We start from the raw sequence: 14853 nt of genomic DNA on the forward strand, positions 1-14853 counted from the left end.
TTACTACTTAAGTGTTCCTTGCTCTGCCTGCTTAATCATGTTTTTGTTGGCTGTAATATACACCTCAACTCTACGGTTTAATGCTCTACCTTCTGGGGTTGCATTATCGGCAACAGGTTCATCGTAGGCTTTACCTTCGGTTGTCAAGCGGCTCATGGCAATGCCGTTTACATTTAAGAAATTAGCCACAGCGTCAGCACGATCCTTCGAAAGTCTAGCGTTGATGTCTCTTGACCCAGTATTGTCGGTATGCCCATAAATGGTTACATCTGTTTCGGGGGTGTTCTTCAAGGAATTGGAGAAATTAATTAGCGCGGTTTTAGATGCCGAGCTAAGGTTGCTCTTGCCTGTGGCGAATAGGATACCGCTATCAAATGTTACCTTAATTGCTTGTAGGTTATTTGCGTCTGTTACTGTTTCAACTTTTGCACCTTCAATCTTTTCTAGTTCTGCCTTTTGCTTATCCATCTTGCGTCCAACAAGAACTCCTGCTCCAGCACCAACAGCTCCGCCTATGGCAGCCCCTATTGCGGCTCCTTTACCTTTTCCTGCCAATGCGCCAATACCTGCACCTAGAAGCGCCCCTCCTGCACCACCGAGTAAACCTCCTTTAGTAGTGTTGCTACTACCTGCACAGCTGCTGAGTAAAATAGCACCGCTTAAAAAGAGCGCTGCAAAAATGTTGAAATTCTTCATTTTAATAAATTATTTAGTAATGGTTGATATCGCTCTTGCATCTATCCTTCATTTCTTTTAGCGATAGTAAAACAGTTACAAGTGCTAAAAGTTTTCTTACCTCTGTTCTTTATGTTGGCTAATAGGAAGTCGAATATCACTATCAAAAATAAAAAAAAGAGATGGGATGGTGGTGTAATTAAGGTTTTAAAATGCCAATATTGCTGAAAATAGGTAACTAAGTGGGACAAAAAAGCCCTTTATAATATACTTATAAAGGGCTTTTTGTGGATATTTTTTTCTACATCAGCTGCTCAAACAGGCTGCGCATCGAGACTTTTTCTTCCATAATGCCTCGTAGTGCCGATATGGCAACACGCTCTTGCTCCATGGTGTCGCGATGACGGATTGTAACCATGCCGTCTTCCAGTGTTTGATGGTCGATGGTGATACAGAATGGGGTTCCTATGGCATCCTGACGACGATATCTCTTTCCGATGGAGTCCTTCTCGTCGTATTGGCACATGAAGTCCATCTTTAGCCCATTCATAATTTCGCGTGCTTTTTCTGGTAGCCCATCCTTTTTAACCAGCGGTAGCACAGCTAACTTAACAGGTGCCAATGCAGGTGGTATGCGAAGCACTACACGCTCGTCGGTAGATCCATCTTCGCGCGTTAACTTTTCTTCCGTATAGGCCGACGATAGTACGGCAAGGAACATACGATCTACTCCAATTGAGGTTTCTACAACGTATGGTATGTAGCTTTCGTTTGTTTCTGGATCGAAATAGCGGATCTTTTTACCCGAGAACTTTTCGTGGTTTCCTAGGTCAAAATCGGTGCGGGAGTGAATTCCTTCAAGCTCCTTAAATCCGAATGGAAAATCGAATTCGATGTCTGCAGCGGCGTTGGCGTAGTGCGCCAACTTATCGTGATCGTGGAAGCGATACTTGTTGTTGCCCAGTCCCAATGCCTTGTGCCACTTTAGGCGGAATTGCTTCCAGTGCTCGTACCACTCCATTTCGCTGCCAGGGCGAATGAAGAACTGCATCTCCATTTGCTCAAACTCGCGCATACGGAATATAAACTGACGAGCAACGATCTCGTTACGGAAGGCTTTCCCTATTTGTGCAATCCCGAAAGGAAGCTTCATGCGGCCAGTCTTCTGCACGTTTAGGTAGTTAACGAAAATACCTTGAGCAGTTTCGGGACGAAGGTAGATAACCGAAGCTTCTTCGCTAACCGATCCCATTTGAGTCGAGAACATGAGGTTGAACTGGCGTACGTCAGTCCAGTTACGGCTACCCGAAATGGGGCATACGATATCAAGGTCGATTATTAGCTGGCGGAAGGCAACCAAGTCGTTGGCAATCATTACGTCGGCTAGCTGCTTGCGTATGTCTGCTATCTTTTGGTTGTTCTCGAGCACGCGAGGGTTGGTAGCGCGGAATTGCTCCTCGTCGAACGATTCGCCGAAGCGCTTACGAGCCTTTTCCACTTCCTTCTCAATCTTATCTTCTATCTTGGCGATATGATCTTCAACTAGCACGTCGGCACGGTAGCGTTTCTTCGAATCCTTGTTGTCGATCAACGGATCGTTAAACGCACCTACGTGGCCCGATGCCTCCCAAATGCGGGGGTGCATAAAGATGGCAGAGTCGATCCCAACGATATTCTCGTTAAGGCGAACCATGGCATCCCACCAGTAGCGTTTGATGTTGCTTTTCAGCTCAGCACCCATCTGACCGTAGTCGTAAACTGCTCCAAGACCGTCGTAAATTTCGCTCGAAGGGAAAATGAAACCGTACTCCTTAGAGTGTGCAATTAGTTTTTTGAAGATATCCTCGTTCATTTTGCTCGAATTATTGCTTGTATTTTGCAAATGTAGTAAAACTAGGTGTAGAATCATAGCTTGCACGTTTCTTCGGCGCTATAAATTATATGCATTGTGCTGCAATGGCTGCATCACGGTTTTGACTATGTATTCTTAAGTTTCGATAGTTATCCTCCTAAAAAGATGTTTTTGTTGTAAAATAGGAAGTACTACCTATTTAAATTTGCGAAATAAAGTTAATGTTTGTACTAGTGCGAGAGATATGTGTGGTGGGTTAGTGCAGAATTTATTTTAATCATTACTACTATCCTCTAATAAGCCTTATTTCAAGGCTTTGTATTGTTTAAACACTCTTTCTTTAATTTACCATGTTGGCTATGGGTAAGGGGATTTTTGTATCTACTACTAACCGAGGGTTAAGAATTTTATTGTTGCTATTTGTCTTTTCTTTGCCTTACTGGTGTTCGGGACAAAATGTTGGCGATTATCGGACGAAAGTTACAGGAGCGTGGAATTGGAGTAGTGCTGCTAACTGGGAGCGATGTGTGACTGCAGGAACTTGGGTTGGGGCAACTTCTACCGACTATCCAGGTCAAAATCCTTTGGTGGGAGTGGTAACCATTCAGAATAACACCAATGTTACGTTGGATGTTTCTCCGGCTAATGCCATTGGTTCTCTCGCTATTATTGCTACTTCGAGTAATACCAGCATGACTATTGGTGCTGCGAATGTAATTTCGGTGCTAGGAGGTGTTACCATTACGCCATCTTCTTCTGCGAATGTAAATAGTAGCCTTAATGTAGGAGCCGGCTCTCTTAGTTGTGCAACGTTGTCGAGTAGTAATTCTGGGAATGATAGTCGCGATGCCGTTGTTACTATTGGAACAGGAACGTTGAATGCCTCGGGGAGCATTGCAATGGACGCAAACGCTAATAGAAATTCTATTGCCTTTACAGGAGGCGGCACTATCAATGTTGTTGGTAATTTTGTTACTGGGACGGTTACTGCCAATACTGGAATCATCAATGTTGGTGGGAGTTTTACCCCTTCGGTATATACGGCAAACACCGGAACGGTTAACTATAACGGGAATGGAAGCCAGAATGTTGGGAGTTACACCTATTATAATCTTGCTACTTCTACAGGGGGCAGTAAAACACTCCCTTCTGCTAACATAACTATAAATGGGACATTGTCTGTTAATAGCAGTACCCTTCTTTTTGATGCGGCGAATGCAAGGACGATAACCGTCGTTGGCAACCTTATGGGAGATGGAGCTATAGATATGAGTCCGAGCAACCAGACGCACTCGTTGAATCTTGGAGGCGCGTCAAATAGCATAGGGTCGTTGGTAACAGGTACTGCAGCTTCAACTATAACTTATAACAGAGCCGGAAATCAGGACATATTTCCAAGCCCTAACTACCGTAACTTAACCATTAATGGAGGCGGAAACAAGTCGCTTACCGGAGATGTTACTATAGGTGGTACGCTAACGCTTACTAGTGGAGAAGTTGTACTAGGTGCAAGTAACCTAACATTAGCAGGGACTGCAGCTGTAGGAGGTACTCTTAACTCCTCCAACCACGTAAATGCAAGTGGTACTGGGCAGCTGAAGAAGGTATTTGCAGCAGGAGCGACTGCCTCCTATACGCTACCTGTTGGTGATGGAATCAACTATTCTCCTATAAACTTAGTATTTACAGCAAATACTCAGCAGCGAACTATTGGTGTTAAGGTTACAGACGCTAAGCATCCAAACGATGCTACCGCTACTGATTACCTTACTCGTTATTGGTCGTTTACTGACGATCAGGCTGGTAGTGGAACTTATACCTATACCGCAACATTTAACTACCTCAATGCTGCAGCAGATGTGGTTGGTGCGGTTGCCAATGTGCGTGTTAATAGATGGGATGGATCGCTCTGGACGCAGTATAATACAACTCCTGTATCTCCTACTACTGCCATAACCATAACAGGTGGCACTGAAACAACGGCACCACTTAACGGGAGCTCTTTTACAGGAAGAGTAAATGGCCCCGTAACCTATACGTGGAATAAACCTAATGCAACCGCAAGCTATACCGATCCTTCGAGTTGGACGCCTGCCCGTCTTTCGCCTCAAACTACAGATATCCTGCTTTTCGATAACGCAGGTGCTGCAGTAGCAACAGGCGTTCCTGCAGAAACAGTAGCGAGGCTACTACTCGTTAATGGGTCAAACGTTACCCTTCAGCCTCTTGCTGGTGCCGATAGAGTTTTAACTATAGGGGGAGGTAGTGGAGATGATCTTGATATTGCAGCTGGTACTACGCTCACCGTAGGCAATACAGGAGTTAACAATGTAAACCTTACCATGGGACTTCTATCTACAGGAGTCGTAAAAGGGACTCTTGTAAATGCGGGTATTGTTACTTCTTCGGCATTTCTCTTTAACTTCTATGCAAACTCTACCTATACTCATGCGCGTAATGGAGGAACAATTCCTAACGCTACGTGGAATCCTACCTCTACCTGTAGCGTTACGGGTACTACCAACACTGCTCCTGCAGGCCTTAACCAGTCGTTTGGTAACTTAACGTTAAGCTCATCCTCATTAACGGCAGCTGTGACGGCAAGCCTCTCTGGTAACACTACCGTTAGTGGTAACCTATATATAGCGGGGACATCATCTACCAATAAGTTTGGGTTGAACCTTGCTGGATTTAACTTTACCGTAAATGGAACAACGGTTGTAGATGCCAATGGTCAACTTATTGATGGTACCGCAGGAGGTACTAACCTTTTTGTCGGAAGAGTTTCCACCAACGCTTCTGGGGTATGGAATGTAAATCAGCCCACCTCCTTTAGAGGGGGACTAACTGTAGATGGAACGTTTACTGGTGGAGCGTACACGTTTGACACTAACGATCAAACCATCGATGGTAACTCTGCCATAACCATACCCAGTATTGTAGTTGCTACGGCAGGTAAGACGCTAACCAACCTTACAAGTAACGGGTTGACGGTGAGTGGTGCCATATCGGGGGCTGGTAATTTTACCAACGGAAACGCAACAACACCTGCATCGCTTAGTGTTACTGCTACAACTCCTTTTACACTAACAGGAATGCTTGATCTCGCTTCGAACCCTAATACAGTAAACTATTCGGGAACAGGTGCGCAAACTATTGGCGCTTACAGCTTCTATAACCTTACAAGTTCAAGTAGTGGAGCACGAACATTGGCTAGTACAGGAACAATTTCGATTAGCGGAGTATTTACAAAAGGAACTAATAGCTATACGACAACCGGTAGTACGGTTAGCTTTAATGGAACTGGGGCGCAGGATATCCCCGCGTTAAATGTCCCCTACAATAATGTAGAGGTAGAAGGGGGCGGAACTAAGACGCTAGCTGGTAATGTTACGGTTAATACAAACCTTATTCTGAATGGAGCAGTGCTCGAGTTGGCTGGATATAATCTAACCTTAGCCAATACTGCAGCTACTGCTATTACCGCAGGTGCTCCATTTAGTAGTACCAATATGATATCTACCAACGGTGTTGGTTTCCTTCAAAAGAATGCAGCAGCCGTGGCGGGCTTGCAGATAGCCTACCCTGTTGGTTCGGGAGGTTACTATTCTCCGGTAACCATATCAAGTATAGCCACGATCTACCCATCCAACATACAGGTAAGGGCTATTCCTTCTGCAATTAACCCCAGCTACATAAAAAAATACTGGGAGTTGAAGCCTAGTGCTGCGGTTACCAATGCTACAGCAACCTTTACCTATGCAGCCGACGAGTTAAATGGAGCCATGCCTAGCATCTCCTTCTCTCCCGATAACGGAGCTACATGGCAAAACCCTCCTTTGAGTGGAACGCAATCTTTCAGTGGCACTTCGTTTACCATTACAGGTACCACCGCTTTGTCGGGTTGGTGGACCATGGGGTACCGTACCTTCTACTCTTACCAAACGGGTGATTGGAATCAGCCCACATCATGGACTTCCGATCCTAGTGGAACGCTACAGATAGGTAGTGCAATACCGGGATATAACGATAGGGTAGTGGTGCTGACTGGTCGTACCATTACGCTTACTGCCGATGTGGCCGATAAGAATTTGGATGTAACCATCGATAATGGAGGTTTCCTTGATATGGGAGCCTACAAGTTTACAGGTACACCAACAAATCTTCTTGCGCTGCGTGGGCAAGGTACCTTGAAGCTTGCCTCCTCCAACTTCCCAACTGCGCCAACCAATACGCTGGTGCAAGCTGGTGGTGGTACGGTGGAGTACAATAATAGCGCAAGCTTCGATCTGCCACTTGCTCAAGCTACATTCAATAACCTTACCATTAATACAGATGTAGCGGCTGTTGCAACGCAGAAGAATAATCTTACAGTATTTGGGAACCTGTATGTAAAGCAGGGAAACTTTAAAATAAACGATGATGCATCAACCGCACGCCGAGAGCTTACCGTTAACGGAGATATTACGGTTGATGCCGCAGGAAAAGTTAGCGTAGGTAAAGGACAAACCAACCAAGCACCTAGCGGTACACCCCCATTTATCGACTACTACGATCGCTACTCGCATAGGGTAGTGCTAAAGGGTGACTTTGTCAACCGCGGAGATGTGCGCTTTACCAACCAGACTTTCCCTGTATATAATGCTAATCCTGCCGATGGTTTTGCGACGGTTTACTTTCAGGGCGAGGCTAACAACGCTGTTACCTGCGAAGGTGTTACCATATTCTACAACATGGTTGTGGATAAGGGAGCCGATCAGACCTACTCGCTAACGGTTACCCCTTCGGCCTACCAAAACTTTAGGCTGTATGGGCGCAACGACAGAGCCGGATATATCGCCGCACCAGCAACGGCCGACAATCCCAACATTCAAAAGGCGTTGTGGATTAGAAATGGTTCGTTGGTGCTTTCTGGATTTTCAATAATACCCTCGCTAACCGAAAGCGATGCGGGAGGAACACCCAACGGCGACTATTTTATCCCTGCCAATGGTGCGCTTGTATTAGACAACCCTAACGCGATTGTGCTGGTTACTGCCGATAGCTACAGGGAGGTAAATGCCGCCTATGGCTTAACAGGAGGTTCCGATGCTGCCTATGGTATTGATGTAGACGATGGTTCCTACGAGGCGTTATCCATTCTTGGTAAAGTTCAGGTTAATGACGGATACCTCTCTACCCGTGAGTCTACAGGTATTGTTACGTGGACAGATGCCTCCTCTCAGTTTATTGTAAACGGTGGGGTGGTAGATGCAAAGCAGTTCAGATCGGGAGGTGCAAGCACCGGTAAGTCGTCGTACATTCAAACTGGCGGGCAGTTTATCCTACGTGGTCGATTCCAGCGCACACCTGCTGCGTATGGCACTCCTCAAGACTTGGCTGCATCTTCAGCTGCTACGGTTAATACCGCTCGTACGGTTAGCTCTACCGATGGATCTAAGGCCGTATTTAGCTTAGAAGACCCTTCCAACGTCTTTTCGATGTCGGCGGGTACCATGAGCATTTACGATATAGTGGGAGGGAAGGCTATTGATATCTTCTCCTCGCCTGGAAATATAAACGTTTCGGGTGGTACGGTAGAGCTGATTCCTACGGCCGGTACCGTATTGGGCGATCAGCCTACATGGTTACTCTCGTCCAACGCCCCTTTTGCCAACTTAACGGTAAGGCGTCCTAGCAGTACGAGCGAAGTGAGGTTAAACACAGGCTACCCATCGCTGGTGGTGCAAAACGATTTTACGTTAAGTACCGCCTCATTCAATGCTAACAACCTGAATGTTTCTGTTGGTGGTAATTTCTCCATCTCGTCGGGCTCTACCTATACAACGGGTAATAACTGGACCGTGCTTAACGGTGCCGGCAACCAGCAGATGGAGGTAAACACCGCAGCGGCATTGCCGCTAAAGAAGCTGAAGGTGGATAAGCCCGCTGGAAGCATCCTTACGCTTATCGGGTCGCAGGCTACCATCAACGTTGCCGACTCGCTAATGATTTTGAAAGGAACGCTGAATGATGGAGGTAAGCTGATAGACATGGTTGCTTCTGCCACTACCACCACATCGTACCTATATAATAGTGGTGTACATGCGGGTGCCGGAAAGATTCGCCTAAGCGACACCGATCCGCAGGTGATTGACGGCGATGGTACCGGTGTTTTTCAAAATCTCGATCTAAACAATACGAACTCGGCCGCTGCTCCCATATCGTTGGCCAGCAGTATTGCCGTTAATGGGGTGCTAACGCTATCGCAGAATAAACTTTTTGATATAAAGACATTCGGCTTAAGGCTTAATGCGTCATCGTTTATTGCCAATGCGGGCCCAACGCGCTATGTTGTTACCGCAGGTAGCTTGGGTGATGGTGGTATTACCCGCGAGTACTCGGCCGCATCAAAGTCTTTCCTATTTCCTATTGGTACGGTTTCTACCCGACATGCGGCACCTGTTTACTCGCCAGCAACGCTTACTGTTAACGGTAACCCATCGGCCTACGGAACTATTACCGTAAACCCAGTTGGGTACGAGCATCCTGCAACAACCAGCAACGGACGCACGTTAACCTACTTCTGGAGAGTTAAATCGAACAACTTTACCTTGGGTGCCGCAACGGTAACCCACTCATATACCTACGACCAGGCAGATGTGGTGGCGGCTGGTGCTGATCCTACAGAAGTGGGGTACGTTCCTGCTCGTTATGTTGCAAGTACCACATCTTGGACTAAGGGAGTCGCAGCCGAAGTAGACGAGACCAATAATATAGTTGGAGGTGCATTCCTTAACAGTAAAGCCTTTATCGATGGCGACTATACCGCGGGTGATGATACGCCAACTAATCCTTTTGGTACTCCAACGAAATACTATAGTAGGCAGTCGGGGGCATGGGATAATAATGCCACCTGGTCGCTAACGGGGCATAGTGGCACTGCTGCTGCATCGTATCCTACAATTAATGACATTGTTATTATTGGAGGTAACGATGTTGTATCCTTGAATAAGGGGACTGTTGCTACACCAATCCCCAGTGCTTATGTAGGTGGATGTGCCAGCTTGCAGATCGAGAAAGGTTCTGCCCTCGATTTGTTTACATATACTGCAGGGAACTATGGTATGGTAATTAACCATCCTAACGGGAATGGGCTAGTTCGGGTTACTGCTCCAAAGGTTACGGTTACTTCTACGCCTCAATTTTTCTCGTTCCCATCTGGAGATTTCTCTGACTTTAATAATAACAAGGGAACTACCGAGTATTATGATACAGATGGTAAGTCTGGCGCTATTTATATCTTACCGTCTAACGTTACCTCCTACGGTAATTTGATACTTACGGCATACAATGGCGACAACCTTGTGCTTCCCAATAGCGCATATATAACCGTTAATGGCGACTTGACCTGTACAAGTAGCGATAATAACAACCTTTCTTGGATATGTATGAGCTGGAATACCAACTATTCGAGCTACAACTACTCCAATGCTTATAATCCTACTATCGAAAAGACGGTGCGTATAAAGGGAAATCTCAACGTCCTTTCGGGAACCTTTATGTTTATGGACGATAAGGCACCTCAGCATCTAATAGTCGATGGCGATGTTGTTGTTGCTCCTGCAAATGGGAATATCAACTGCTTGGTTGCTGGTGGAGGAACTCCTGGTGGAGCTCCTATGCCTAATACAATGGTTATTGGTGATAGCTTAATCAATAATAATAATGTAACCCTACGCAATGGTGCTTACTACTGCAACCTTACCTTTACCGGTGGTAACAATGCAGCGTTAACCAACACCTCTGGCACCCCAACCACCATTCTAAATAAGCTTACTATTGATAAGGGGACATCGCAGAGCACAACTTTTACGGTTGATGTAGCAGGCACATTAGGCACGCTTACAGATAACTGGCTAACTCTTAAGAATGGTACGTTACGCTATACTCGAAATAATCCGAATTCGGATTTTACCATTAGCACCACAACGCCATTCTCGATACCATCTACCGCTGGGCTATTTATCGACTATGCCAACTCGGGTAATAGGAGAATACTTATAGCTAATGCGGCATCGGATGTGAACGATTTATACCTCGATGGTAAGCTAACCATCAACAAAGGTTTGGTGTATGTTGGTAACCCGGGTGGTACAACCAACAATAGCGATATCGAATATTCTGGTGGTGGGCTATCGGAGATTGAGGTAAACGGCGGTTCGCTATTTGTAAACGGGCAAATACGTCGAAACGTATCGTCAACAGTTGGGGTACTTAAGTACACGCAAACGGGAGGTGCTGTTACGGTGTATGGCAATAATCCTATAGCAACACGTGCTAAGCTCGAGGTGCTAAATGCTGGAAGCTCCTTTAATATGAGCGGAGGAACGCTTTCCGTTGTACGTGGCGGAGGAACCACCTTTGGCGATCTCTACCTTCGTCCGGCCAGCGGTGCCGTTTCGGGCGGAGATATCATCTTTACGCAAACTCCTGCGAGTGGCACAACCATTGATGCCGTTCAGAATTATATGCTAGAGAGTAATATTGCGCTGAATAACCTTTTTGTAACGGGGAAAACCGCGGCAACAGCACGTAATGCTACGCTTACGCTTATGGTTAGTCCGCTTACCTTGAAGGGGAATTTAACCTTAAGTAATACCAATAGTATCTTCGTTGCCAACAACCGAAACGTAACTATAGGTGGTAACTTTACGAACAACGGTACCTATACCTACGGTACCAACACCACCACATTTAACGGAAATACGCAAACGATCACCGGTACCTCTACTACCGACTTCTACGATATGGTAGTTTCGCCAGTGAGCACGCTTGCTGTTTCGAAGAATTTTACGGTTAACGACGATCTTACCATAACCAGCGGTGCGCTAAACTTGGGAGCCAACAGGCTAACGCTAAAAGGCGACCTTGTAAATAACGGTGCCTATACCGATAATAATAGCAACGGGGTTGTCCTTCAGGGGACCGCTAAGCAGCTGGTATCTGGTAGCGGAAGCTTTGGGCGTCTGATGCTCGATAATGCCGCTGGAGCAAGAAGCTTAAGTAGCATATCGCTGCAAAACGACCTTGTGCTTAGCAAGGGTATATTTGATATTAACCAGTACCAGCTTACCTTATCGCAAACCAGCAGCATTGGTGGCGCACCATTCGACGTTACCAAGATGGTTGTTACAGATGGTGTTGCCAGCAACTTGGGGATGCGCAAGTTCTTTGCCAGCAATCCTGCGGCTGCATTTACCTTCCCCATTGGAGTAAATGGTAAGTACACGCCAGCCATCTTGAATATCACAGCCAGCTCAACGGTGGGCTATATAAACATAATGGCAGTTAATAGTAACCACCCGGCCGTTCTCGATCCGAATAACGTGCTGCATTACTACTGGAAAACCGAAAGTTCGGGGATTACGGGCTTTAAGGGGAGTGTTACCTATCAGTATCTCGCTGGTGATGTTGCTGGTGGTCCAGAAGCCGACTACGTAGCGGCCAACCTAATGCTACCCGGCTCCTTCTGGAGTAAGGCTACCACGGGTGCAGCTACCGATAATGTCGATGAAACACTGCACCAGGCAAGGTTTAACTTTAACGGGGTAAGCAACCTCTCTGGCGACTATACCGCTGGTCTGGACCCTGCTTTACCAGACGATGTGCCCAGCTACCGATCGGTTAAGAACGGCAGCTGGACCGATGTGGCCACCTGGGAGCCCGTTGGTGCTTCGCCTCCATGTCCTGCTGGTGGTCCTAACGGATTTAACGTAATTATCGACCACGAGGTGACGGCGGATGCCAGCTATTGCTTTGCCTACCAAACTACCATAAACGGAAAGCTCAAGATGGTGAAGCCCTTCTTTGGCCACAACCTCGGTAATGTAGATGGTACTGGAACCATTTATCTGGAAGCCGGGAACCTTCCTGCAGGTAACTTTGACAGCTTTTTAGACTGCTCGAACAATGGAACCATCGAGTATGGTGGTGATGGTACCTATACCGTTATTGCCAGCCAGTTTGATGCGGTACCTAATATGGTATTCTCGGGAACAGGGAACCGTATTTTACCAGCGAAGGATCTTACCATTTGCCGTCGATTTGTAATTAATGGGCCAACGGTGGATAATAGCGTTAGCAACCGTAAGCTAACCATGCTGGGAACAGTGGAACGTTACGGTACCGGTTTCTTTTTATGTGGATCGGGCCCTAATGCCATTGTTAGCCTTTCGGGGACTACGCCTCAAACTATAGGAGGTCCATTGGGAGACTTTGCTGGCACATGCGTATTTGCCACCTTGGAGATTAACAACAGTACGGGAGTTACCATTGGTGCTAATGGTAACATTGCAACGGCAAAGCTGCTGCTTACTAAGGGTAATGTAACCACTTCTACAGCCAATAAGCTTTATGTATTTGGTGGCGTTGGTGCGGCAATACCTGTTAACGGAACGCCCGAATCGTTTGTTAATGGGCCTCTGCAGGCGCGTATTCTTCCTGGTAGCTACTTCCAGTACCCAGTAGGTAAGGGAACGGACTTGAGCCATCCTGTAACGGTTTACTCCAATGCCGCATCGTCTCTCTACTGGACAGTGGAGTACTTCTCGCCAAATGCAACCTATGCTTCCGCTACGGCTCCTTTAGTGGATGTGAATCAGACCGAATATTGGACAGTTAGGCCTGAAAGTATTGCCTCGGCTCCTGGCAAAATTAAGCTGGGATGGGATACCCAGAGCGATCTAAATCCGCTGATGACCATAAATGGAATGCCAGACATGCGAGTTGCCTTATATAATACCGGAACTTCTAAGTGGGAGGAGCAGGCTTCTACCGCTTCTGGTTCTAGCTCGTTAGGAGACGTTGCTACCAGCTCGTGGCTTACCATACCATCTTCTTATGCCCGTTTTACTACCGCTACAGTTTCGTCTACACGTCCTATAGCCTCCCTTAATCCGGGGCCTTCGGTATGTGGTAGCTCGGGTATTCCGGTAAAGGTAACTGCGTACACGGCCATCTCTTTCCCATATACCATAACCTATAGTATAGACGGAACTGTTCAGGCTCCTATAACCATCAATGCTATGCCTTATTCTATTCCAACTAACACTTTTGGAGAGTATAAGCTGCTTACATTTAAGTACAATGGAGGTGCTTTGACGGGTGTGGTAAATACCTCTACTGCAACGGCCTACCAGTCGCCAACGGCATCCAATGCGGGTATCGATCAGTCGCAGTGTAGCAGCACGCACGTATATCTAAATGCAAACAATCCAGCGCCATACGCTGGTGCTTGGTCTATCGTTTCGGGTGCTGGTGGTAACGTAATAAACTCCAACAGCAGCAGTAGCGAGTTTATTGGTATTGCGGGTAATACCTATACGCTGCGTTGGACGATTACCAACGGAACCTGTAAATCTACCGACGATGTGGTGATTGCCTTCCCGTTGATGTCGCAAAAGCCAGGTGCATTTACCGCATCGCCCAAGAACGTATGCCAAGGCTCTACCGGAAAGATATACTCGGTGCCCAACCAACCCGGAACTTCCTATACCTGGTCGTACTCTGGCGGAGGGGTAACCATTACCGGCAGCAGCAGCAGCGTGAGCCTCGACTTTAGCGGTACCTCTACCAGCGGTACGCTTAGCGTTACGGCTACCAACAGTTGTGGTGCCACCAGCGATCCGCGTACGGTAAACGTAACGGTAATACCGCCACCTACGGTAACCCTCGATCCCGTTTGCATTCCTTCGGGATTTGCCAAACCGCTGGGGTGCGCCGAGGGAACTACCGTGCTGAAGGTAACTGCCGATGCGGGACAGTCGTATACCTGGAATATGAACGGACTTGGTGGATTTACCCCAGCCAACGGGGTAGATGTTAGCCAGATATCGGCCACTTGGCTCGATAACGCCACGCTATTCCCCTCGTCGGCACCCAACCCAACCACGCTGGATACGACCGTAAAGGTGACCGTTTTAAATCTTTCTAATGGATGTTCAACATCTCTAAACATACCAATTACTATCTTTAGGAGGGTGCAAACAGGCCCACCCTTCCATGTTGGAAACAACGTGGCTAAGTAGGCCTCTACTGATGTAGCACAGCGAGAACCAGCGCCCTAGGAGTAATGCCCTAGGGCTTTTTTTTATGCTCGTTTGCTTGTTTTGAGGTTATCTGAAGGGTTCTTGACGTTTGGTAGGCGAGGTTATTTGCCTTAGCATAAAGCAGGCGGCATGCTGCTTAAGCGCTAGCTGGTAAAGATGGGGGCCTCCATGTTTGCATGTCTGAGATCAACAATTACAAGCTCGATTAGGAGATGCCCACGTAGGCGGGCATCTCCT

Annotated in this window: 3 protein-coding genes; 1 reads left to right on the forward strand and 2 read right to left on the reverse strand. The window is 46.9% G+C overall.

The window, feature by feature from the left end:
- Nucleotides 1-3: 3 nt before the first annotated feature.
- Both L990_RS00630 and L990_RS00635 read right to left on the reverse strand, forming a co-directional pair.
- Nucleotides 4-696, reverse strand: coding sequence for an OmpA family protein (locus L990_RS00630; protein ID WP_047444491.1), 693 nt, complete (start codon nt 694-696; stop codon nt 4-6).
- A 280-nt stretch (nt 697-976) separates the two neighbouring features.
- Nucleotides 977-2527 (reverse strand): glycine--tRNA ligase, encoded by a 1551-nt coding sequence (locus tag L990_RS00635; RefSeq protein ID WP_047444493.1) that lies wholly within the window; start codon nt 2525-2527, stop codon nt 977-979.
- Nucleotides 2528-2886: 359 nt separating this feature from the next.
- On the opposite strand from L990_RS00635, the gene L990_RS00640 reads away from it, so the two are divergent.
- Complete coding sequence (locus L990_RS00640; RefSeq protein ID WP_156121259.1) at nt 2887-14595, forward strand: S-layer family protein; 11709 nt, start codon at nt 2887-2889, stop codon at nt 14593-14595.
- Nucleotides 14596-14853 lie beyond the last annotated feature (258 nt).

This window comes from Alistipes sp. ZOR0009 (genome assembly GCF_000798815.1).
Classification (GTDB): Bacteria; Bacteroidota; Bacteroidia; order Bacteroidales; family ZOR0009; genus Acetobacteroides.